The 22,683-nt window shown below is 54.5% G+C and carries 24 protein-coding genes; 8 read left to right on the top strand and 16 right to left on the bottom strand.

Annotation, left to right across the window (positions count from 1 at the left end; genetic code table 11):
• The first annotated feature begins 54 nt into the window (after window positions 1–54).
• From WBC85_RS16235 to WBC85_RS16220, 4 genes are all read left to right on the top strand, one after another.
• On the top strand, window positions 55–900 hold the full coding sequence (locus WBC85_RS16235) for a peptidylprolyl isomerase (protein ID WP_424439689.1): 846 nt from the start codon (window positions 55–57) through the stop codon (window positions 898–900).
• 3 nt (window positions 901–903) lie between these two features.
• The gene (gene argJ / locus WBC85_RS16230) at window positions 904–2,130 is read left to right on the top strand and encodes a bifunctional glutamate N-acetyltransferase/amino-acid acetyltransferase ArgJ (RefSeq protein ID WP_424439686.1); all 1,227 of its coding nucleotides are present in this window, start codon (window positions 904–906) and stop codon (window positions 2,128–2,130) included.
• Window positions 2,127–2,525, top strand: coding sequence for a (deoxy)nucleoside triphosphate pyrophosphohydrolase (locus WBC85_RS16225; RefSeq protein ID WP_424439683.1), 399 nt, complete (start codon window positions 2,127–2,129; stop codon window positions 2,523–2,525). Before argJ ends, WBC85_RS16225 begins: the two co-directional genes overlap by 4 nt.
• Before the next feature lie 133 nt (window positions 2,526–2,658).
• On the top strand, window positions 2,659–2,793 hold the full coding sequence (locus tag WBC85_RS16220) for a hypothetical protein (protein WP_424439680.1): 135 nt from the start codon (window positions 2,659–2,661) through the stop codon (window positions 2,791–2,793).
• 69 nt (window positions 2,794–2,862) lie between these two features.
• On the opposite strand, the gene infB is transcribed toward WBC85_RS16220, so the two are convergent.
• From infB to pip, 5 genes are all read right to left on the bottom strand, one after another.
• On the bottom strand, window positions 2,863–5,352 hold the full coding sequence (gene infB / locus WBC85_RS16215; RefSeq protein WP_424439677.1) for a translation initiation factor IF-2: 2,490 nt from the start codon (window positions 5,350–5,352) through the stop codon (window positions 2,863–2,865).
• Complete coding sequence (locus WBC85_RS16210) at window positions 5,349–5,981, bottom strand: RNA-binding protein (RefSeq protein ID WP_424439725.1); 633 nt, start codon at window positions 5,979–5,981, stop codon at window positions 5,349–5,351. The genes infB and WBC85_RS16210 overlap by 4 nt, the downstream gene beginning before the upstream one ends.
• A 23-nt stretch (window positions 5,982–6,004) precedes the next feature.
• A complete protein-coding gene (gene nusA, locus WBC85_RS16205) occupies window positions 6,005–7,630 on the bottom strand; it encodes a transcription termination factor NusA (RefSeq protein ID WP_424439674.1) in 1,626 nt (541 codons plus the stop codon).
• A gap of 2 nt (window positions 7,631–7,632) precedes the next feature.
• The gene (rimP, locus tag WBC85_RS16200) at window positions 7,633–8,214 is read right to left on the bottom strand and encodes a ribosome maturation factor RimP (RefSeq protein WP_424439671.1); all 582 of its coding nucleotides are present in this window, start codon (window positions 8,212–8,214) and stop codon (window positions 7,633–7,635) included.
• Window positions 8,215–8,517: 303 nt separating this feature from the next.
• Window positions 8,518–9,495 carry a prolyl aminopeptidase gene (gene pip, locus WBC85_RS16195; RefSeq protein ID WP_424439722.1) on the bottom strand — a complete coding sequence of 326 codons (978 nt, stop codon included), beginning with the start codon at window positions 9,493–9,495 and terminating at the stop codon, window positions 8,518–8,520.
• 58 nt (window positions 9,496–9,553) lie between these two features.
• Between pip and ubiG the strand changes: the two genes are divergently transcribed.
• Entirely contained in the window at window positions 9,554–10,300 is a 747-nt protein-coding gene (ubiG, locus tag WBC85_RS16190; protein ID WP_424439668.1) for a bifunctional 2-polyprenyl-6-hydroxyphenol methylase/3-demethylubiquinol 3-O-methyltransferase UbiG, read from the top strand.
• Between the two features lie 4 nt (window positions 10,301–10,304).
• Here ubiG and WBC85_RS16185 read toward each other — a convergent pair whose 3' ends face one another.
• From WBC85_RS16185 to WBC85_RS16170, 4 genes are read right to left on the bottom strand one after another with little or no spacing between them, the layout of a single operon-like run.
• Complete coding sequence (locus WBC85_RS16185) at window positions 10,305–10,745, bottom strand: MarR family winged helix-turn-helix transcriptional regulator (RefSeq protein ID WP_424439665.1); 441 nt, start codon at window positions 10,743–10,745, stop codon at window positions 10,305–10,307.
• Entirely contained in the window at window positions 10,745–11,575 is an 831-nt protein-coding gene (locus WBC85_RS16180; protein ID WP_424439719.1) for a carbon-nitrogen hydrolase family protein, read from the bottom strand. Before WBC85_RS16180 ends, WBC85_RS16185 begins: the two co-directional genes overlap by 1 nt.
• Window positions 11,575–11,832, bottom strand: a complete 258-nt coding sequence (gene grxC / locus WBC85_RS16175) for a glutaredoxin 3 (RefSeq protein ID WP_424439662.1) — start codon at window positions 11,830–11,832, stop codon at window positions 11,575–11,577. The genes WBC85_RS16180 and grxC overlap by 1 nt, the downstream gene beginning before the upstream one ends.
• 33 nt (window positions 11,833–11,865) lie before the next feature.
• Entirely contained in the window at window positions 11,866–12,597 is a 732-nt protein-coding gene (locus WBC85_RS16170; RefSeq protein ID WP_424439716.1) for a ComF family protein, read from the bottom strand.
• A 12-nt stretch (window positions 12,598–12,609) separates the two neighbouring features.
• Between WBC85_RS16170 and WBC85_RS16165 the strand changes: the two genes are divergently transcribed.
• Together WBC85_RS16165 and hemH are read left to right on the top strand one after the other, a co-directional pair.
• Window positions 12,610–13,407, top strand: coding sequence for an SAM-dependent methyltransferase (locus WBC85_RS16165; RefSeq protein WP_424439659.1), 798 nt, complete (start codon window positions 12,610–12,612; stop codon window positions 13,405–13,407).
• 54 nt (window positions 13,408–13,461) lie between these two features.
• Window positions 13,462–14,526: a ferrochelatase gene (gene hemH, locus WBC85_RS16160; RefSeq protein ID WP_424439656.1), complete on the top strand. Its 1,065-nt coding sequence runs from the start codon at window positions 13,462–13,464 to the stop codon at window positions 14,524–14,526.
• 183 nt (window positions 14,527–14,709) lie between these two features.
• On the opposite strand, the gene WBC85_RS16155 is transcribed toward hemH, so the two are convergent.
• Both WBC85_RS16155 and WBC85_RS16150 read right to left on the bottom strand, forming a co-directional pair.
• A complete protein-coding gene (locus WBC85_RS16155) occupies window positions 14,710–14,895 on the bottom strand; it encodes a hypothetical protein (RefSeq protein WP_424439653.1) in 186 nt (61 codons plus the stop codon).
• A gap of 147 nt (window positions 14,896–15,042) precedes the next feature.
• A complete protein-coding gene (locus WBC85_RS16150; protein ID WP_424439650.1) occupies window positions 15,043–15,642 on the bottom strand; it encodes a L,D-transpeptidase in 600 nt (199 codons plus the stop codon).
• A gap of 178 nt (window positions 15,643–15,820) precedes the next feature.
• On the opposite strand from WBC85_RS16150, the gene WBC85_RS16145 reads away from it, so the two are divergent.
• On the top strand, window positions 15,821–16,366 hold the full coding sequence (locus tag WBC85_RS16145) for a CAP domain-containing protein (RefSeq protein ID WP_424439647.1): 546 nt from the start codon (window positions 15,821–15,823) through the stop codon (window positions 16,364–16,366).
• Here the strand turns inward: WBC85_RS16145 and WBC85_RS16140 are convergent, their stop codons facing one another.
• The 5 genes from WBC85_RS16140 to WBC85_RS16120 form a co-directional block, all read right to left on the bottom strand.
• Window positions 16,367–16,861, bottom strand: coding sequence for a L,D-transpeptidase family protein (locus WBC85_RS16140; protein ID WP_424439644.1), 495 nt, complete (start codon window positions 16,859–16,861; stop codon window positions 16,367–16,369).
• Window positions 16,862–16,941: 80 nt separating this feature from the next.
• Entirely contained in the window at window positions 16,942–17,730 is a 789-nt protein-coding gene (locus WBC85_RS16135) for an ion transporter (RefSeq protein ID WP_424439641.1), read from the bottom strand.
• A gap of 22 nt (window positions 17,731–17,752) precedes the next feature.
• Entirely contained in the window at window positions 17,753–18,979 is a 1,227-nt protein-coding gene (locus WBC85_RS16130; RefSeq protein ID WP_424439638.1) for a class I SAM-dependent RNA methyltransferase, read from the bottom strand.
• Window positions 18,980–18,993: 14 nt separating this feature from the next.
• Window positions 18,994–20,832, bottom strand: coding sequence for an ABC transporter ATP-binding protein (locus WBC85_RS16125; protein ID WP_424439635.1), 1,839 nt, complete (start codon window positions 20,830–20,832; stop codon window positions 18,994–18,996).
• Entirely contained in the window at window positions 20,829–22,664 is a 1,836-nt protein-coding gene (locus WBC85_RS16120) for an ABC transporter ATP-binding protein (protein WP_424439632.1), read from the bottom strand. The genes WBC85_RS16125 and WBC85_RS16120 overlap by 4 nt, the downstream gene beginning before the upstream one ends.
• Window positions 22,665–22,683 lie beyond the last annotated feature (19 nt).

The raw sequence follows: 22,683 nt of genomic DNA, 5'->3' as shown, positions 1-22,683 counted from the left end.
GGTATGCCAGTGTCAACGGCGCGCTAGATAAGCGCGAAAAACAAGGATTAAACGATGTTAAAACGCACCCAATTGATGGCCTCTGCCGCAGTAATGTTCGCACTTACAGTCCCGGCATACGCTGAAAACGGCGCAGATGCGGTCATCGCAACCGTAAATGGCGTTGATATCACGATGGGTCACATGATCGTGGTGCGCTCTGGCTTGCCCGATCAGTATCGTGATTTGCCTGATGAGGTGCTCTTTACAGGCATTCTGGATCAACTGATCCAACAGGCCGTTTTGGCGCAGGCAGCTGGCGATGACACGCCTTTGCGCGTGCGTCTCGCACTTGAGAACGAGCGCCGTTCGCTCATGGCCGCTGAACATATGGACGGCGTACTTGAAAGCGCGGTTACCGAGGATGCTGTACAGGCCGCTTATGACGCGGCTTACGCGGGTGCTGCGCCAGAAATGGAATTCGACGCGTCCCACATCCTAGTCGAAAGCGAAGAAGAAGCCAAAGAACTGGTTACTGCCCTTGAAGGCGGTGCCGACTTTGCAGAGCTTGCCAAAGAAAAGTCTACTGGCCCGTCTGGCCCACGCGGCGGCGCACTGGGTTGGTTCGGGAAAGGCATGATGGTTCCCGAATTTGAAACGGCCGTCGTTGAGATGGAAGTTGGTGCAATTTCTGCACCGATCAAAACCCAATTCGGCTGGCATGTGATTAAGCTGAACGAAACGCGCTCGAAAGACGCCCCAAAGCTGGAAGACGTTCGCGAAGAAATCGAACAGCAGGTCCGCATGGAAACCGTCGAAAGCTATATTGGCAAGTTGACAGACAGTGCGACTATCACCAGAAAAACAGATGCAGAGGTAGATGCCTCGCAGATCAAAGATCTCTCGCTTTTGGAGAAGTAAAACATGGCAGGCACACCGCCCCGCTCCCCGCTAGCACCAGCGCGGTTCCCAGACCTTCCACACATCAGCGGCGCGTCTTTCGCCGCTGTCAGTGCAGGGGTTAAATATGCTGGTCGAACGGATGTAATGCTTGCCCGGCTCGCGCCGGGAAGCACAATCGCGGGCGTCTTCACCAAATCTGCAACGCGTTCGGCACCAGTTCTGGATTGCCAAGCCAAGATTGGTTTGGACAACGACGCAGGCGCAGCGATCATCGTCAATTCAGGGAACTCTAATGCATTCACTGGCAAGAACGGGGTCGACGCAACGCGTGCCGTGACCAGCACCGTAGCTGCTGCATTGGACCTGCCAGAAAGCCGCGTTTATTCCTCATCGACTGGGGTTATTGGTGAACCTCTGCCTTTTGCGAAAATCACGGCCAAAGTGGAAGAGCTGCGCGATGCTCTTAGTGAGGACGCGATCCAGAACGCTGCCGAAGCGATCCGAACCACAGACACATTCGCCAAAGGCGCAGGCGCTCAGGTTGAAGTGGATGGAAAGACCGTTTCACTAGCAGGTATCGCCAAAGGCTCGGGCATGATTGCCCCCGATATGGCGACGATGCTGGTCTATATCTTTACCGATGCCAAGATTGCGCGTGCAGACCTGCAAGCAATGGTAAGCGAATTGAATGTGCTCACCTTCAACTCGATCACCGTAGACAGCGACACGTCCACATCTGATTCACTCCTGATGGCAGCAACTGGCGCTAGCGGCGTCGACGTTGCTGGAAACGCTGCCTTCCGCGATGCGCTGCATGGCCTTATGAAAGACCTCGCATTGCAGGTCGTGCGCGACGGTGAAGGCGCGACAAAGCTTGTCGAAATACAGGTGACCGGCGCGCTTTCAGATGAAGATGCGCGTACCCATGCGCTTTCAATCGCAAACTCGCCGCTGGTGAAAACTGCCATCGCTGGCGAAGATCCAAACTGGGGCCGCGTTGTCATGGCCATCGGCAAATCTGGCGCCGCAGCTGACCGCGATCTTATCTCGATCAGCTTTGGCGATATTCTGGTGGCCGATAAAGGTTGGGTTAGCCCCGATTACCGCGAAGACGCGGGCGCGGCTTACATGAAGAACGCAGAATTGGCGATCGTTGTTAATTTAGGCATCGGCAAGGGCAGCGCCACTGTCTGGACCTGCGATTTGACCCATGGCTATATCACGATCAACGCAGACTATCGTTCGTGAAAACCCTGCTTGTTAGTGCTGTCGCGCTCATTGACGTAGATGGGCGCGTACTTTTGGCCCAGCGTCCCGAAGGCAAGTCTATGGCGGGCCTTTGGGAATTTCCCGGCGGTAAAGTCGAAACTGGCGAAACGCCAGAAGCCGCGCTTATCCGCGAGTTGCAAGAAGAGCTGGGCATCGACACATGGGCCAGCTGCTTGGCCCCACTAACCTTTGCGAGCCACAGCTATGATGATTTTCACCTTCTCATGCCGCTGTTTGCTTGCCGCAAGTGGAACGGCATTCCGCAATCTCGCGAAAATCAGGCGCTCAAATGGGTCCATGCGAATGAGCTAAAGAACTACCCAATGCCTGCTGCGGATGTGCCTTTGGTGCCAATTCTGCGCGACTGGTTGTGACGGCATGCAAGAGCGCTGCGACAAAATTGGCCAAGGGTTATGATTTTGTTAGGCAAGTTAATAATTTTGTGACAACTTGATTAAATAATAAGCATGTATCGGTCGCCACGCCGATTTCTTTGGGGAGAAAACTATGCTTCGCACCATCATCATGGGTACTTGTGTTCAAGTTCAGGGTACATTCGTTCGCGCACTGGCCGATGGACGTATCATCGTTTCAATCGGCGAGCGGAACTTTGCGGGTAGGCCTGTAAGCGCAGCTGCTTAAAACTGACGCTCTCGAAAAAAAGGGCCCGAACTTTCGTTCGAGCCCTTATTTTCGATTTCCAGTGCTCGATCAGTCGAGGTTACGTTCAACCTCTTCACGCTCGAAGATCTCGATAACATCACCTGCGCGAACATCATCGTAGTTCTCGAATGCCATGCCGCATTCCTGACCAGACTGCACTTCTGCAACTTCGTCCTTGAAACGCTTGAGCGTCTTGAGCGTGCCTTCGTGAATAACCACGTTGTCACGTAGCAAGCGCACACCAGCCGAACGACGTGCGACACCTTCAGTGACAAGACAGCCAGCAACTTTGCCGATACCTGTAACTTTGAACACTTCCTTGATGTTCGCATAGCCGATGAAGTTCTCGCGAATTTCCGCACTCAGCAGGCCAGAGGCCGCCGCTTTCACATCATCCACAAGGTCGTAGATGATCGAATAGTAACGAATTTCCACACCCTTCTGATTGGCTGTATTCCGCGCTGATGCGTTCGCACGCACGTTAAAGCCCATGATCGGCGCGCCGGAAGCTTCCGCCAGACCAATGTCGCTTTCCGTAATCGCGCCGACACCAGAGTGCAGAACACGAACGCGAACTTCATCGTTACCGATTTTCGCCATCGCTTGAACAATTGCTTCGGCAGAGCCCTGAACGTCCGCTTTCACGAGGATCGGCATCTCGGAGACGCTTTCATCCGCTTTCGCATTCGCCATCAACTGCTCAAGCGTTGTCGCAGCACCCGCAGCAGCGCGTTTGTCTTTCGCGGCTTTCTCACGATACTCGGCGATTTCACGCGCCTGTGCATCGGTTTCCACCACGTTCAAAACGTCGCCCGCCTCTGGTGTACCGTTAAGGCCAAGAACCTCAACAGGAACCGAAGGACCAGCTTCTTTAACGCGCTCGCCATGATCGTTAATCAAGGCACGAACTTTACCGTACTGCTCGCCGACAACAAAGATATCACCAACGCGCAGCGTACCATTTTGAACCAGAACCGTCGCAACAGGGCCGCGACCCACGTCAAGCTGTGCTTCAATGACGGCACCAACAGCAGAGCGGTTTGGATTGGCTTTAAGTTCCAGAATTTCCGACTGAAGCGCGATCGCTTCAAGCAGTTGGTCCAGACCTTGGCCCGTGATCGCAGAGACTTCGACATCCTGCACTTCGCCAGACATCTTTTCGACGATCACTTCGTGCTGAAGCAGATCTGTGCGAACTTTGTCAGGGTTTGCGCCCGGCTTGTCGATCTTGTTGATCGCAACGATCATAGGAACGCCCGCCGCTTTCGCGTGGTTAATCGCTTCAACCGTTTGCGGCATTACAGCATCATCCGCCGCAACAACCAGAACAACAATATCTGTAACCTGGGCACCGCGTGAACGCATAGATGTAAACGCCGCGTGTCCCGGAGTATCAAGGAAGCTGAGAACAGCGCCTGTATCCGTCGTGACCTGATACGCACCAATGTGCTGCGTGATCCCGCCAGCTTCGCCAGCGACCACTTTCGCGTTGCGGATCGCATCCAGCAAAGACGTCTTGCCGTGATCGACGTGGCCCATAATCGTGATGATCGGCGGACGACCTACGAGATCTTTTTCATCATCGACAACTTCCGCAATCACATCTTCAACATCTGCGTCGGAAACACGAACAACTTTGTGGCCGAACTCTTCGATAATCAATTCGGCTGTATCCGCGTCAATCGTCTCGTTCTGCGTGACCATCATGCCGTTGTTCATCAGCGCCTTAACAACAGCACCTGTCTTTTCAGCCATACGCGCGGCCAGTTCAGACACGACGATTGCTGGTGGCAGCTGAACATCACGAATGATCTTTTCGCGCTCAACAGTGCCGCCCATCGCCTTCTGGCGTGCGCGTTCTTGCTTGCGCTTCATTGCGGCCATGGACTTGTGGCGTCCGTCGCCACCCGTCAAAGCCTGGTTCAATGTCAGCTTACCTGAACGGCGGCCATCATTATCGCCGGCCTTGCCGCGCGGTGTGCGTTGATCGCGTTCACGGTCCGATTTACGCGGAGCCGCTGCAGGAGCAGGCTTGTTCGGTGCAGCACGTGGCGCTGCGGATGGTTTCTCGGCAGCAGGCTCGGCGGCAGCCAAACGCGCGGCTTCTTCCGCTGCTTTTTTGGCAGCTTCTTCCGCTTCAACCTTAGCTTTGGCACGCTCTGCGCGCTCAAGCTCTTCTGCTTCTTTCGCTTCGATTTCAGCACGGCGGCGTTCACGATCTTCCGCGCGCGCTTTTTCTTCCGCTTCGCGGCGCGCCGCATCTTCGACTTCGCGTGCTTTCGCCGCTTGAACCGCCTTCAGACGGCGATCCATTTCTGCATCTGTAATACCGGCGGGACGTTTGGCCGGATTGCCACCCGCAACGGCTCCACCCCCAGCTGGCTTTGCCGCACCCGGCTTGGGCACCACAACGCGCTTGCGCTTGGTTTCGACCACAACGTTTTTCGTGCGACCATGGCTGAAGCTTTGCTTTACATTACCTGGTCGCGGAGCTGCGCCGCGTAGACCCAATGTTTTTTTGCCGTCGTTATCGCTCATTTAGCTGTCTTTTCCTTTCGGACGGCCCCTGCCGTCGCTACTTCTCGTATCGCTTTTAATCTTTGGGCTTCCTCTACTACACGAGAGGTGAGTCCACCAGAGCTTAGCGCGCCATGTATCACAGTCTGTCGCCCAAAGGCCAATCCCAGCTCATCCGCTGTCAACCAACCGATGAAACTGCCGTAGTGAGGCGTGCTTAGTTTCGACTTTCCGCGTTCTGATCCATCGGAGGCCTGAATAAGAACTTCTGCCTCTTCATTACCGAGCCAGCTTTTCACTTTTTCATAACCAGCTACAGCACGCCCCGACTTGCGCGCAAGGCTGATAAGATCAACAACACGCCGCGTAATCTGCGATTCAACCTCGGCAACCAGATTTTCTGGCACTTTAACAGGCATCTTCGCACTTCGCGCGAACAGGTTTTTCGCGACTGCCTTTTCCAAGGCCGCCTTGTCAGCAGACACCCAAATGCCGCGACCGGGCAGTTTACCCAGAATATCAGGTACAATTTGTGCATCCGGCCCAACAACAAAACGCACCATTTTTGACATAGGAAGTGACTCCTGCGTCGCAATGCACTTGCGCTCTGGTCCGCTGGACCGATCCTTGGATGTGCCGCCGCGCGTCACTGTCAAGACTCCGAAGCCTGAGATCAGGCTTCGGCCTCCTTAAAGACGCTGTCTTCTTCAAGCTCGTCTTCGTCTGTCTCTGCTTCCAGCTCTGCTGGATCGACCCACCCCAAAAGGACACGGGCCGTCATAATCATATTCTGGGCTTCCTCAAGCTCCATGCCGAACTGCTCTAGCAGGCCTTCATCTTTGACGCGCTCGCCGTTGACTGTTGTCCAGCCGCCAGCCAGTTCCCAATCCGCACAGGTCGCGAAATCTTCAAGCGTTTTAACACCGTCTTCGGCCAGCACTTCAGCCATTTGGGGTGTGATGCCATCAAAATCAATCAGGCTGTCTTCTGCACCAAGCTCACGCGCTTTGGCTAGCGCTGCTGCGGCTATGGCTTCCAGGTTTTCGCGCGCGCGCGTCTGCAACTCGCCTGCGGTATCTTCATCAACGCCGTCGATAACCAACAGTTCGTCCAGCTCGACATAAGCAACCTCTTCGAGGTTGGTGAAGCCTTCGGACACCAGCAACTGAGCAAAGAACTCGTCTACGTCCAGCGCTTCCATGAACAGCTTTGTGCGCAATTCAAACTCGGCCTGACGACGCTTGCTTTCTTCTTCTTCGGTCATGATGTCGATATCGAGGTTGGTCAACTGGGACGCCAAACGCACGTTCTGGCCGCGACGACCAATCGCCAGGGAAAGTTGCTCATCAGGAACAACAACCTCGATCTTGCCAGCTTCTTCATCCAGAACAACCTTTGTCACCTCAGCAGGCTGAAGCGCGTTCACAAGGAACGTTGGTTGATCTTCGTTCCAAGGAATGATGTCGATCTTTTCGCCCTGAAGTTCATTCACAACGGCCTGAACACGGCTGCCGCGCATACCAACGCAAGCGCCGACTGGATCAATCGAGCCATCATAGGAAATTACAGCAATCTTGGCGCGTGAACCGGGATCACGGGCGACTGCCTTGATTTCAATGATACCATCATAGATTTCAGGCACTTCCATCTTGAACAGTTCGGCCATGAATTCTGGCGCTGTGCGGGACAGGAAAATCTGCGGACCACGCGCTTCGCGGCGCACGTCCTTGATGAAACAACGGATACGATCATTCGGGCGATAGCTTTCGCGGCCGATCTTTTCGTTTCGGCGCAAAATGCCTTCACCGCGACCCACGTCAACGATCACGTTGCCATATTCTTCGCGCTTCACGACACCATTGATGATCGTACCTGCGCGGTCTTTGAATTCCTCGAACTGGCGATCACGCTCAGCTTCGCGAACCTTCTGCAAGATAACCTGCTTGGCAGATTGTGCAGCAATACGGCCCATTTCTACTGGCGGAACTTCCTCGACAAAGGTGTCACCAACTGCTGGGCTATCCATATACTGCTTGGCTTGCTCGACCGTGAACTCGGCCTGATAGTTTTCAAGCTCTGCGTCCTCGACCACTGTACGAACGCGCGTAAATGTTGCGCGGCCCGTCTTGCGGTCAATCGCGACACGGATGTCCATCTCAGCGCCGTAGCGGGATTTCGCAGCCCGCGCGAGGCTTTCTTCCATAGCCTCGATAACAAGGCCCGGGTCGATCATCTTTTCGCGCGCTACCGCTTCCGCGGTTTGTAGCAACTCAAGCTGGTTTGCTGAGGTGATTGCCATGGTTACTTCTCCTCTGACAACGGCGTGTCATCCGTTTCAATTTCGTCAAAATCATCTTCGTTAATATCACCCGCCGCTTTGCGCTGGCGTAGCATCTCTGTAATCAGCTCGTCCGTAAGAACAAGCTTGGCATCGCTAAGCCAATCAAAGTTCAGACCGATGGTCCCTTCTTCGACATTTATCAGCACGTCATTACCCTCAACGCCCGCCAGCTCGCCCTTAAAGCGGCGGCGTCCGTCGATCAGTTCAGACGTCTCGATCTTGGCTTCATAACCCTCAAACGTCGCGAAATCTTTCAGGCGCGTCAGCGGGCGATCAATACCGGGGCTGGACACTTCCAGCGTATATTCATCCACAATCGGATCTTCGACATCCAGCGTTGCGCCAATTGCCGTGCTGATTTCTGCACATTGGTCGACCTCGATACCGCCCTCGGGACGTTCGGCCATAATCTGCAACGTCGTGGACTTGCCAGACATCAGGCGCACGCGCACCAATTCATAGCCCAGATCTTCAATCACGGGCGTGATGATCGCTGCAAGGCGTTGGTCGATGGCTGCTTTTGCTATCAGATCGTTGTTCATATCTCATCCAGCCTAAGGTAAAGGCACAAAAAAACGGGCGCGCGGCCCGTTGATCGTTCTCGGTGGAGCGTTTGGTTTGGACCCAGCCGCGCCGCTGTTGAGTGGGATATAGACAAGAGTAACTGAGTCCGCAAGGCCACATCTTTTAAATACAGGCCCAAGATTGACCATATGTCGCCTGTCAACCGTTGCATCGCGCCCCGTTAGGCGTGTAAATTACCTTAGGGAACGCACTTTAAACGTGTATTCTTCCAAGTAGTATCCAGTACTCAGTTAAGGCCGCCTTCTCATCGGGCGGCCTTTTTACGTGAAACTCTCGGCAATCTGATCCATCGCACGCACCAATTCGGCGCTAATTCCCGGTTCGCTAAGTGCATGCCCGGCGTTACGAATAAAGCGCAGATCGGCGTTAGGCCAAACCCGTGCAAGATCAAAGGCCGATTTTGGCGGACAAATCATGTCGTAACGACCCTGAACAATGACCGCAGGAATATGACTAATACGATCCACGTTTTCCAGAAGCTGGCCATCAAAATCCAAAAAGCCGCCGTTGACGAAATAGTGGTTCTCAAGCCGCGCGAAGGCACGTGCATATTCCCCGGGAGCATCACCACTGCGCCCGTTTGAATACACAGATGCAAGCGCATTTTCCCAGCCGGACCATGCCTTGGCAAAGCGCGTCTCAAGTTGAAGATCGCCGCTAAACAGCCGCTTGTGATAGGCACCTATTAGATCATCACGCTCATCCTCAGGCACCAGATCGACGAATCTTGCCCATGGTTCAGGCCAGAACTGCCCGGCGCCACCGCCATAAAACCAATCCAACTCTCGCTGCATCATCAGAAAAACGCCGCGCAACACCAATTGCCGCGCCCTTTCAGGGTGCGTCTGTGCATAAGCAAGCGCGAGTGTTGCGCCCCAACTGCCGCCAAATACAATGAACTGCTCAATTCCCAATGCTTCGCGAATGCGTTCAATGTCCGCGATCAAGTCCCACGTCGTATTGTTGCTTACGGACGAATGCGGCTTTGATCGCCCACAGCCACGCTGGTCAAACAAGACAACTCTGTACACGTCGGGATCAAAATAACGTCGCATCGCGGGGCTACACCCGCCACCGGGGCCGCCATGCAATACGATCACAGGCACGCCTTCGGGATTGCCGCATTGCTCAAAATAGATGCAATGCCCGCCCGGCATATCCATCATTTGTTGATCGAATGGATCAATCGGCGGGTAGAGATATTGAACCGCGCTCTTTTGGCCTGAGATTTTATCGATATCCATCCTATATACCCCTTGAGGATAGTCGGCCCTAGATGAGCACATGGAGACAGGAATGCAAACCGCCCAAACCACAGTAGACCCCGCGGAGGTCGCTAAATTTGAAGCAATGGCCGCTGAATGGTGGGATCCCAAGGGAAAGTTCAAGCCTCTGCACATGCTCAACCCGTGCAGGCTCGATTATATCACCAGCCAGATTGCCGGCGAATTTGATCGCGATCTGACCACACCCGAACCCTTCAAGGGCTTGCGCATTCTGGATATCGGGTGCGGCGGTGGCCTTCTGTCCGAACCGATGGCGCGCCTTGGTGCGACTGTTGTTGGCGCGGATGCTGCTTCAGGCAACATTCCTGTCGCGCAGATTCATGCAGAGCAATCTGGCCTGAGCATTGATTATCGCAACACCACCGCAGAAGCATTGGCCGACGCGGGTGAACAGTTCGATGTGGTAATCAATATGGAAGTGGTCGAGCACGTCGCCGATCCGCTTGCCTATTTGACGGCCTGCCAACAGCTACTCAAACCTGGTGGCCTTCACATCTGCTCAACCATCAATCGCAACCCGAAAAGCTTTGCCGTGGCGATTGTAGGCGCAGAGATCATCATGCGTTGGCTTCCTAAAGGCACCCATGAATGGAACAAGTTCATCACCCCGGACGAATTGTTCGACCTGCTAACCAAAGCGGCTTTGACGCCTGTTGATCGTAAGGGATTCGTTTTCAATCCGATTGCATGGAGCTGGAGCCTGTCAGATCGCGATCTCAGCGTGAACTATGTGACCGCCAGCACAAAGCCCGCTTAGTCGATCAATCTACTTCCAACCTAATCCGCAGATCACGCAGCGTTGGCAGAATGGCACCCATTTTCTGGGTGCCAATCTGTTCAACGATGTCGGAAATCACAGGGCTCATTCCCGCAAGCGCCGCATCTCGCGCCGCGCGTCCTGCGGGGCTGATCGCGACCATCTTGCGCCGCGCATCTTCCCAATCCGGCCTGATATGTACGTAGCCTGCCCATTCCAGCTTGCCCAGGGTATTGGTCATCGCCCCGCGTGTGAGATGGAAATTCTTGGCAAGCTGCGCCGGAGTTCTTTCAACTGATTGGCCCGCCAAATGGTTAAGGACAGAAAAATGAGAGATCTCCATACCCTTTGGCAAAACCCGGCTTAGACGGTTTCTGAGCAACTGATCGACTGTCAGAATTTCGCTAAACAACGTCACCGCTAAAGAATTGGCCTCATCTGCCATCAGGGACCTTCAAACTCACGATCATGGCGCAGCGCCGCGATCTTGCCCCTCGCTTCTGCCACTTTCGACGGGTCGAGTTCAACAGCAACGACGCCTTCCTCGGTTCCGCCATCTGCCAGAACTTCACCCCAAGGCGAAATAGCCAGCGAATGCCCATAAGTGCGCCGTTCTTTGCCGCGGCTCACCGAATGGGTTCCCGTTTGTGCGGGGGCCAGAACATAACATCCCGTTTCAATTGCACGTGCACGCAGCAATGATTCCCAATGCGCCTTGCCTGTAACAGGCGAAAACGCGGCTGGAACTGTCAAAATCTCTGCACCTGCCTTCGCCAAAGCGCGATACAGATAGGCAAACCGCACATCATAACAAATGCTCAAGCCCAACTTGCCGAACGGTGTCTCGCTGACAATAGCGCGCGCGCCAGGCCGATACCCATCTGATTCCCGATAGGTTTCTTCAGGTGTCACATCGACATCGAACATATGAATTTTGTCATAGCGCGACGTCACCGTGCCGCTTGGATCAATCACAAATGAACGGTTGGCGAAACGCCCGTCAGCATCCCCTGTCTTTAACGCCAATGATCCGATGAGCAGCCAAATTCCCAACTCCGCAGCCAGCGCGCGGTAGCCTGCAAGGGAAAGATCATCCGTCTCAAACTGCAAAACACCCTGTTGGTGCGAACGGCTTGAGGAAACGCAATTGCTCACCTCTGGCGTCAGGACAAAGCCTGCGCCATCATTCACCGCGCTCCTGATTTTAGCCGAAATGCGCGCTAGGTTCTCACGTGGATCATCGCTCGATGTGGTCTGGATCAAGGCCGCTTGCATCATGCCGCTAACAGCGTATCCAGCTTGCCTGCGCGCTCTAATGCGTGCAACTCATCGCAGCCACCCACATGGGTTTCGCCAATGAAAATCTGTGGCACAGTGCGGCCCCCATTTGCGCGCTGGATCATCTCTGCCTTGCGCTCAGGGTTCATCAAAACGTCAACTTCCGAAAACTCGACGCCTTTGGACGTCAAAAGACGTTTCGCAGCGTGGCAGAATCCGCAAAGCGGCGAAGTGTAGATTTCAACAGGTTTCATCACAAACATCCTTTGTCTCAGGTTGCGTGCAACTTAGTCATCCTTTGCGACGCGCGCTAGGGTAACGACACAAACCTCGCTTGCGCGTGATGCAAGACAAGCGTCCGCGCAGGCCGCCAGAGTCGCCCCTGAGGTCATAACATCATCAACCAACACCACAGGCCGCCCCGCGATCAGATGCGCCCGCTTGGCATTCACGGCGATCGCGCCTTTGAGTTCATTGAACCGCGCCTCGCGCGATTTCCCGTCGAGCGAAGCCGTCGCGCGCGTTCGGGTCAACAAGTCCGCGCAAAACGGCGCGCTCAAACTACGCGCCATAGACGCCGCAATCAGGCCTGATTGATTATAGCGCCGCCGCACCATACGCACCCAATGCAACGGAACTGGCGCAACAACGGCATCGTCCCGCATAATTTCACGCGCAACATTTGCCATCCATCGCCCCGCAGGGCGTACAATATCATGTCGATCACCATGCTTGAGTGCCAAGACCAACGCGCGGCCCCTGTCTTTGTAAAGCAGCGCAGCACGCCCTTGCGACCACGGCCTCGCGATCTCTAAACAATCATCGCAGCGATCACCGCTTTGCACATCGCCGTGCATAGGAACCCCACAACCATCGCAAACGGCACCGGTAATGAACGCCGTGTCGCGCCAACAGGGACCACACAAACCATCATCATTTGCCACCCGCGCGCGGCATGACAGACATTCGGGCGGAAACACCGCATGCAAGAGCGTTTGAAACCCAGCGCTCCTCGCAATAAGACGTGATGTATGCAAACGCCGCCCCTCCTGACAGATCGCCACGCGCTGATCCGAAACCGCCTTCGCGCCAGCGACAGCTTTCTCGTCGATATCGCACGCGATGAATGCCTTGATCGCCTGAGTCTGGTTAACAGAACGTTTACGAAACCTTTGATCGTCGGCCCTACGCCTGATCTGCTACCCAATGCGCATCGCATCGAAGACAGTGACACGCTGGAAATACCGGGCAACGGCTATGATCTCGCGCTGCACTTCATGGCGCTCCATTGGGCCAATGATCCTGTTGGACAGATAATCCAATCCGCCCGCGCATTGCGGCCCGATGGCTTGTTTCAGGCCGTCTGCCTTGGCGGACAGACCCTGCATGAGCTGCGCACAAGCCTTGCACAGGCGGAAAGCGATGTCACAGGTGGCTTGTCCCCACGCATTGCGCCAATGGGTGAAGTCCGCGATCTCGGCGCGCTACTGCAACGTGCCGGTCTTGCCCTACCTGTCGCCGATAGCGTCACAGTGCGCACAAGCTATGCCAGCGCGCAGCATCTGATGCGAGATCTACGCGCATTTGGCGAAACCAATGCACTTGCTGCACGCCTACGGCGCCCCACGCGGCGCGCGGTGTTCGAACGGTGCGCCGAGATTTATGCCAGAACCTTCGCAGAGGATGGAAAGATCATCGCTACATTTGAGTTCCTCTTTCTCTCGGGCTGGGCACCGTCCGCAGATCAACCCAAGCCCTTGCGACCCGGTTCTGCTACAGCACGCCTCGCCGATGCACTCAAAACCACAGAAAAGCCTCTAGGTGATTGACCAAACGCTCAAATCCCCTATCTCGCCATAGAACCGACCACTCGGAGAATCGACATGTTTGACGCCAACGTCCCCGCCACCTGCCCAGCGCATGCACCCAAAGATCACCCGAAGATTCCAGCTGCCAAGGTTGGCATACTGCTGTCAAATCTCGGAACGCCCGATAACACAGATTACTGGTCCATGCGCCGCTATCTGAGCGAATTTCTTTCGGATCGCCGCGTCATCGATTACGCCCCGTGGAAATGGCAGCCATTATTGCAACTGATTATCCTGTCCAAACGCCCCTTCACATCGGGTGCTGCCTATCGTTCCATCTGGAACAACGAGGCGGACGAAAGTCCCCTGATGACCATCACCAAACAGCAAACCGAAAAAATGACCACGGCGATGCAGACCCGTTATGGCGATAACGTCATGGTTGATTTTTGCATGCGCTACGGCAACCCGTCCACCAAAAGCAAAGTAAGGGCGATGATAAAAGCGGGCTGTACCAAGATCCTCTTTGTGCCCCTTTATCCCCACTACGCTGGCGCCACCTCTGCAACGGCCAACGACCAGTTCTTCCGCGTCCTTATGGAAGAAAAATGGCAACCCGCAGCGCGCACGATCGAACCCTACTTCGAACATCCGCTTTATATCGACGCACTCGCCCAATCCGTCGAACGCGCCTATGCCGCTGCAGAAAACAAGCCTGACATTCTGGTCTGTTCCTATCACGGCGTGCCGCAACGTTATTTGATGGAGGGCGACCCGTATCACTGCCAATGCCAGAAAACGACGCGTCTTCTAAAAGAACGCCTTGGCTGGGCCGACACCGAAATCACAACGACATTCCAATCCAAATTCGGTCCGGAAGAATGGCTTCAGCCCTATACCGTCGAAGAAGTCGCAAGACTGGCGAAGGAAGATGGCAAAAAGAACATCGCCGTAATCGCCCCTGCCTTTTCCGCTGATTGCATCGAAACGCTCGAAGAGATCAACGAAGAGATCAAAGAAAGCTTTGAAGAAGGTGGCGGCGAACATTTCACCTATATCCCTTGCCTCAATGATGATGCGGCACATATCACAGCGCTCTCGGCGGTGATCGAGGACAATCTAAAAGGCTGGCTCGAATAAACAGCCTGCCTTCCTCTCTCTCAAAATATCCTGGGGTTTGGGGCAAAGCCCCAAGCTGCATGACCCCAAGGTCATGCTCAACAAGCGCGCGCGTTAGCGCGCTCAATCAGAAAACCTGATCCTGAAATAAGAAAAGGCAGCGCCGAAGCACTGCCCTTCCAAATCAGTTTTCTAAGCGTGAGCTTAGGAAGCTGCGGCCGCGGCTACAACTGCAAGAATGAGCAGTGGAACCAGGATGCCAGAAGAAGAAGAACCGGCAACGGCTTCCTCAACGATGATTGGCGCTTCCATGATAGGAGCGGACATGTTGCCGGCGAATGCTGTAGAAGCAGCGACGGACAGTGCAGCAGCAAGTGCGATTTTTTTCATAGTAGTATCCTCTAGAATTCGCCTAAAGCCCTGTTCATAGGACATTAAGCACCCAAGACTTAAACCTCGTGCCCCGTTCTAACCAGTTATTATCAGGGAATGCAAACCCATCTTTTAACTTAAGGACTCAAGATCGCCATTATGTCGTCAAATTAGCAACACTTGTGTGCCAACCTTTGTCATACTGAACAGCTGAGCGATGTGTTCATTATATAACCCAATACAGCCATTTGATGATCTACGGCCGATTTTCCGCGTATCGTGGGTGCCGTGAATGCGATAATAGGTCCAGCTCAGATACAATGCATGCGTGCCAAGCGGATTATCTGGTCCAGCAGGAACAAAGTCAGGCCATTCCGGGTTGCGCTTTTTCATCGACGGTGTCGGGCGCCATGTTGGACCCTCAACTTTACGAACAACTGTTGTGCGACCTTTTTTCGTCAGGTCCGGCGTCAAAGGCACGGAAGACGGGTACAATTTATATGTAGCGCCATCTGCTGACCAAAAATGCAAAGCGCGACTTGAGATATCAACAAGAACAGCGCCGTTGTTCAGATTATTGAAATAAGGGCGCCAATCTAGCGAACGGAAACTGGAAATGTTTCTGCGAACTGCCTGGCTTATGTCTTTTTCAATTTCGACAGTGCCTGTGCTGGGCTCGTCGGCAACCTGCGCAATTGCCGGGCTTGCCAGTATCGCAGCCCCTGCCGCGCCAATAAAGCTGCGGCGATCCAGTGTTTTCGTCATCTTACCACTCATCCCGTTCTCCGATTCAAACATATCGCGTTTTTCTTACTCTATTATTGCGCGAAAGCCTCACTCGCAATTCAAACGGACGTGAATGTGCAAGATCAGGCCGATTGTGGGTTTGAATCGCAACGCATTGAGGAGTAGTGCTACGCAACTTCAGTTGGGATACGACACTATGATGCGCATTGGTTTTCTTTTGGTTTCGGCCGCACTCGCTCTTTCTGCCTGCGCAGGATCACAACAAAGCACGATCGCTCCCGACGGTAAGCCTCTACCAAAAGTCTATCGAATTGGCTCAGGTGACGCCTCGAAGATCCAGTTCCGCATGCTTGATTCGGTCAACTCCCTGCGACAGGCTTCTGGCGCTGCGCCGTTGCAGCTCGACGCCCAGCTGAACGCGGCGGCGGCAACACACTCGCGCGATATGTCCGTTCAAAACCGCCCTTGGCACTTCGGCTCTGACGGCTCCTCTCCGATCGAACGTGTGCGCCGCGTCGGTTATACGGGTCAGCTAAAAGGCGAAAACATCTCCGAGACCTACGAGACAGAGCTGGAAACACTCGCCGCATGGATGGAAGAGCCAAGCACGCGAATCGTTATTCTTGATAAAACAGCAACCCAAATGGGCTTTTCGTATTTTCAGGAATCAAACGGCAAAATCTGGTGGACATTGGTCACAGGCGCGCAAGCTGGCGGTTCGCTCCAGCTTGCAAGCAACTAATTACGGAAAAATAGAGATCGGCGTGCCGTTTTCGACCATGGCATAAATCCGTTCCATTTCCTTATTGGTCACAGCAATACATCCCGCAGTCCAATCACGACCGCCTTTTGCGTATTTACTGGGGCGACCGTGGATAAAGATATCTCCGCCCGGCTTCACGCCTGCGGCCTTTGCTTTGGCAACGTCCTGTTCATTGGGATAGTTTATCCCGATCGAAAGATGGAATTCTGAATTCGGGTTGCGGCGATCAATGATGTATTCGCCCTCCGGCGTGCGGCCATCGCCCTCTTCGCGCTTGTGTTCGAAAGGTGCGAAACCCAACCCGATATCATATGTACGCAATGCTTCGCCCTTGTGCATCAGATGCATTTTGCGCTGCCCTTTATAGACAATCACACGGGTCACTTCCGGACCATGGTAACGCTTGAACTTGCTCGCACAGGCAGACAGCACAAACGCCGACGCCATAGAAAGTAGAAGAATACGTCTTTTCATCAAACTCGTTGCCTCAAAAAACTGCGCTTTATAATTGTAGTGTGCATAGCCGATCTCATCGCGCACTCAAAAGCTTTTCGCTAGCCTTGGCGCTCTTGCCCGTCACCTTTTTCGCGCAATAGCTCTTCAATGACCCCTAAGCGCTCTAAAACATCATCACGATAGGCATCTGTCCGCTGATGGTCTTCCTCCTGATGCGCATCCTGCATGGAGTTCACAATCAAACCGACCAAAAGGTTCACCACAGCAAAGGTCGTGACCAGAATAAAGGGTACAAAGAAGGCCCACGCATATGGATAGATCTCCATCACTGGGCGCACGATTCCCATGGACCAGCTTTCAAGCGTCATAACCTGAAACAGCGTATATCCGGATTGCCCGAGCGTTCCGAACCATTCGGGGAAGCTACTGCCGAACAGCTTGGTCGCAATGACAGCCCCGATATAGAAAATAATCGACATCAACAGGAAAACACTGCCCATCCCGGGAAGCGCGGTGATGAAACCCTCAACCACGCGGCGCAAGCGCGGTGCCACCGAAACCACGCGAAGAACCCTCAAAATGCGCAATGCACGCAGGACAGAAAATCCGCCTGCCGTTGGCACCAGCGCGATGCCCACGATTACAAAATCAAAAAGGTTCCACCCATCGCGGAAAAACCGCCCGCCACGCGCGATCAGTTTCGCGGCAATCTCGGCAACAAAAACCGCAAGACACGCGGTATCAATCGCTGTGATGGCCACGCCAAACTGCGCCATGATCTGCGGTGATGTCTCCAGCCCCAACACAATCGCGTTGAGAATGATAACCCCGATAATAAAGTTTTGCGTCCATGTCTGCTCTAGCCACGCATTCAGTCTTTTCCGCATCAAAGCCTCTTTGTTTCAGGTCCTAGCGTTGCATATGTGAACGCGAGAACTTGCCCACAAGCTCTACATGCGACGACCAGCGGAATTGATCTACAACTTGCACCCAATCAAGCGAAAAACCCGCCTCGATCAACGCTTTTGCATCGCGCGCAAACGTCACAGGATTGCATGACACATAAGCCACCTGTGCCAATGCGCTTTTGGCTATTTCAGCAATTTGCGCCTGTGCCCCCGCGCGCGGCGGATCAAGAACGGCAAAGTCAAAGTGTTTGAACTCGTCAGGCATAAGCGGGCGACGGAATAAATCTCGCGCCACGGCAGCCACCTTCTTTAGGCCAACCGCCCTGCGCCATCCGGAATCAAGCGCGGCGATCATCGCTTTATCACCCTCGACCCCCAACATTTCCGAACGCGCAGCCAAAGGCAGTGTAAAGGTTCCGCATCCCGCAAAAAGATCAACGCCTCGCGCGCCATCAACCGCCTTCATGACAGCAGAAACCAGCGCATCTTGGCCGTGCCGCGTCGCTTGCAAAAACGCGCCGGGCGGCGGCGCAACTTTGGCTGCACCAAATTGCTGGTGCGGTGGGTTGCGCATGCCAATGACTTCTTCATCCCAGGTCAATCGCGCCAGTTTGTGTTTCTCAACAACGCCCGAAAGGCCAATCGTCAGCGCTTGATCCAGCGGCTTGCCGCCCGTGACAAGCACATCAAGCCCTACCTCCGACAGCGTCACATTCACCGACATTTCCGCCTTTCGCGATCCACCGATACTGGCCAGATCATCCATCAGCGGCGAAATCTGCAACAACTCCGGAACGACCAACTGGCACTCGGGCACTGCGATTACCGTATCAGAGGCGCGCGCATGAAATCCCCAAAGCGCGCCTTTCTTGGTCCGTCGAACCGCAAACGTCGCGCGGCGTCGGCTTTTGGCGGGCGATGTCACAATCGGGAGAAACTCTGTCTCGATCCCGTGCGCGTCTAGCGCGCTTTGCACGATTTGCTGTTTGAACTCCGCAACGAAAGGTTCTGCAGCGTGCTGCAACTGACAGCCACCGCAGTTCTTGTAGTGCTTACAAACAGCCGCGACACGCAAATCGGACGGCTCGATAATCTTTACATCGCTCAGCCGATCGCCATTGCGAATGCCCTGCACGCGCTCCCCCGGCAAAACCCGCGGCACAAACACCGGACCCGCAGCGATCCCGTCGCCCTGATGTCCCAATCGCTCTATTTTATAGTCATCCATGGCTGCTCCTATACCTACTCGGCAGCGGAACGCACGTCGATAAAGCCACCCGACTGTCGATTCCAGTATCGCGCATAGAGCCCATCCCGCGCTAAAAGACTTTCGTGCGTCCCGTCCTCAACAATGCGGCCCGCATCCAGAACGATAATCCGATCCATTTTATCCAACGTAGACAGGCGGTGTGCAATCGCCAGAACGGTCTTGCCTTCCATTGCGCGCTCCAACGCGCTTTGGATTGCCGCCTCGACTTCGCTATCCAGCGCACTTGTTGCCTCATCCAACACAAGGATTGGCGCATCTTTCAAGATTGCACGCGCCAAGGCGATCCTTTGACGTTGCCCTCCAGAAAGCTTGACGCCGCGCTCGCCCAGATGCGCGTCATATCCTGCGCGCCCTTTGCTGTCGCGCAGATCAGCAATGAACTCATGTGCCTCAGCGCGCTTCGCGGCTTCGATCACATCCGCTTCACTTGCAGAATGTCGCCCGTATAAAATGTTGTCGCGCGCCGAGCGGTTGAACATCGCCGTTTCCTGGGTGACCATTCCAATTGATTGACGAAGCGAATTTTGCGTAACGCTTGTCAGGGGCTGCGCGTCGATCAAAATACGCCCTGATTCCGCTTCGTAGAGCCTAAGAAGTAGCGACACCAAAGTTGATTTCCCCGCACCGGACGCCCCGACTATACCAATTTTTTCGCCTGCTTTGATGTGCAGATCCAGATCCTGAACACCGCCAAATGCACCGCCGTACTGGAACTCCACCGTTTCAAAGCGAATTTCGCCTTGTTCGACACTGATATCTGTCGCGTGTTGATCGTCCTCGACGCGCACGGGATTGGCCAGAGTTTTCATCCCATCCTCAATTTCGCCGATGCTGGAGTAAATCGCCATCAAAGTGAACGACACCCATCCTGTCATCTGCGCGATGCGAATAGAAACAGCGCCTGCAGCAACAATATCGCCCGGCGTTGCCTGCCCTTTTTGCCAGAAATAGATGCTCGCCCCCATAAGCAAAACAGGCAGGATGCCCGCGATCACCATCAGGAAAAACCGGAACGTCGCTGCAAGCCACCCGTAATGAAGCGATTGCCTGCGGAACTTACCCATTGCGTCAAGCGCGACCTCATCCTCATGGGCATCATGGGCAAAAAGTTTGACGGTTTTGATGTTGGTAATCGTGTCCACCAACTGCCCCGACACCGCAGCACGCGCATTTGCCCGCGTCGCTGCGCGGGTGCGAATGCGCGGCAGAAACCACCCGATAAGCGCGAAATAGAAAATCAACCAAACCACAAACAGACCAGCGATCCGCCAATCAATCGCACCAAGCAGCGCGAAGCTGCCCAGCAAAGACGCCAGAGCGAACGCGACGACATTGATTGATTCCGAAACAACATCCGTCACGGCGCGCGCAGTTTGCATCTGTTTCTGCGCGATGCGTCCCGCAAAGTCGTCGTCGAAAAAGCTTACCGACTGGCCAAGCGACCAACGATGCAACCGCGATTGCACAAGGGTCGACACGTTCGGCATGACAATGATGTGGTTTGCACCAGAGGACAGTGCAAACATCACGGGCCGTGCAAGAACGAAAAATACGACCGCCAAAAGGACCATCGTTATATTGGCGGGTGTATAAAAATTCTCTGCCCCCGACCCGACGACAGCGTCCACGACCAACCCAAGAATAAGCGCCGTTCCCGCCTCCATCGCGCCCGCACCTGCGGATAACGCAGCTGCGAGAATCAAAACAGGCCAAGCACCAGACAGGCACCAGTTTACAAAAGCACGAAGCGTGTTAGGCGGCGGGCCATCCGCCGGGCGAAAGGCATCAATCCAGGTTTCAATTCGTTTCATACATCCTCGGCATTCAGGAAACCGCCCGACTGGCGCACCCAGAATTCTGAATATAGCCCGCCACTCGCCAAAAGCGCGTCGTGACTGCCGTCTTCGACAATCCTCCCTTCATCGAGCACCAAAATGCGATCCATCTGCGCAATCGTCGACAGGCGGTGCGCAATTGCGATCACACTTTTGCCTGCCATCATCCCATAAAGCGTTTCCTGAATAGCGGCTTCCACCTCGCTATCCAGCGCGCTTGTTGCTTCGTCCAGCAACAGGATCGGCGCATCCTTCAAGATCACCCGCGCAAGCGTGATGCGCTGGCGTTGGCCACCAGACAATTTCACACCGCGCTCACCGACTTGGGCATCATAACCTGTACGCCCCTCGGCGTCGGCCAGCCCCAAGATAAATTCATGCGCTTCAGCTTTCTTCGCCGCCGCGATGACGTCTTCATCACTCGCGCCAGCGCGCCCGTAGCGGATGTTGTCCCGCACAGAGCGATGCAACAGCGAACTATCCTGCTGAACCATCCCGATCTGCGCACGAAGACTGTCTTGTGTCACTTGCGCAATATCCTGACCGTCAATCAAAATACGCCCGCCATCCGCATCATAAAACCGCAAAAGCAGCTTGACCAAGGTACTCTTGCCCGCACCGGAACGACCAATCAGACCAATCTTCTGGCCAGGTTCGATCCGCAACGAAACAGAGTCTAATCCGCCTGTTTGTCTCCCATAGTGATGACTTAGACCCTCAAACTCGATTAGTCCCTCGCGAAACTCCAGCGGCTTTGCATCAACCGCATCTACAAGTTTGATTGGCTGCGCAATTGTCTCCATACCTTCCTTGACGACACCCAACTGCCGGAAGAAACTGGTCAGCGCCCACATGATCCAAGCCGTCATCGCATTCAGCCGAAGCACCAGCGCGGTCGTCGCGGCAACGACGCCAACGGAGGCTTCACCAATGGTCCAAAGCCAGATCGCGCCGCCAACAACACCAAGGATCAGAACGCCATTCAACATAACGAGCGTAACATCCATAATCGTGAAAATCCGCATCTCTGCCTGAAAAGTGACGCGCGACTCTTCAATTGCCTTTTTGGCGTAGTCCATTTCTTGCGGTCCGTGGCTGAACATTTTCACCGAATGAATGTTCGTATAGGCATCCACGACGCGGCCAGTCACCATCGAGCGCGCATTTGACGACGCCTGGGACGCGGGGCTAACGCGCTTGATCGTCCAGTGAACAAGGCACCCGTATAAACCGAGCCAGATAATCAAAGGCACAGCCAAACGAAGATCCGCATTCGCCAAAAGAACGGCAGAGCCGATGACATATGCCAGCGAAAACGTGATCGCATCAAAGACCTGAAACACAGCTTCGCCCGCCGCTGGCGGGGTTTGCATGATGCGGTTTGCGATGCGGCCTGCGAAATCGTTCTCGAACCAGCCGACGGACTGACGCAGTACATGTTTGTGCGCACGCCATCGAATAAGCGTACCGAAGTTCGGCAAGATCGTATTATTCAAAAGCGCCACATCAATCCCTTGCAGGATCGGGCGCGCAAACAGGATCAAAAGGGCGACAATGATAAATTCAGTGCCGTGCGTCTGCCAAACCAATGACGGTTCGCCCTGCAAAATATCCACAACGCGCCCCATGTAGGAGATTAACCAAATCTCAACCACGGCAACAACGACAGACATAATGCCGGTAACCGCAAAAACGTGTTTGAACGGCTGGGAATAGGCCATCATGAACGGCCATAACTTTGTCGGCGGCGTATCCGCTTCTTCGTAGCTTACATAGGGATCAACGAGACGTTCGAAAAAGCGAAACATCGTAAGGCCTGCCTATCAG

Source organism: Planktotalea sp. (assembly GCF_049680325.1).
Taxonomy (GTDB): Bacteria; Pseudomonadota; Alphaproteobacteria; order Rhodobacterales; family Rhodobacteraceae; genus Planktotalea.
Note: the sequence above shows the minus strand (reverse complement) of the source record. Positions and strands in the feature narration are given on the sequence as shown.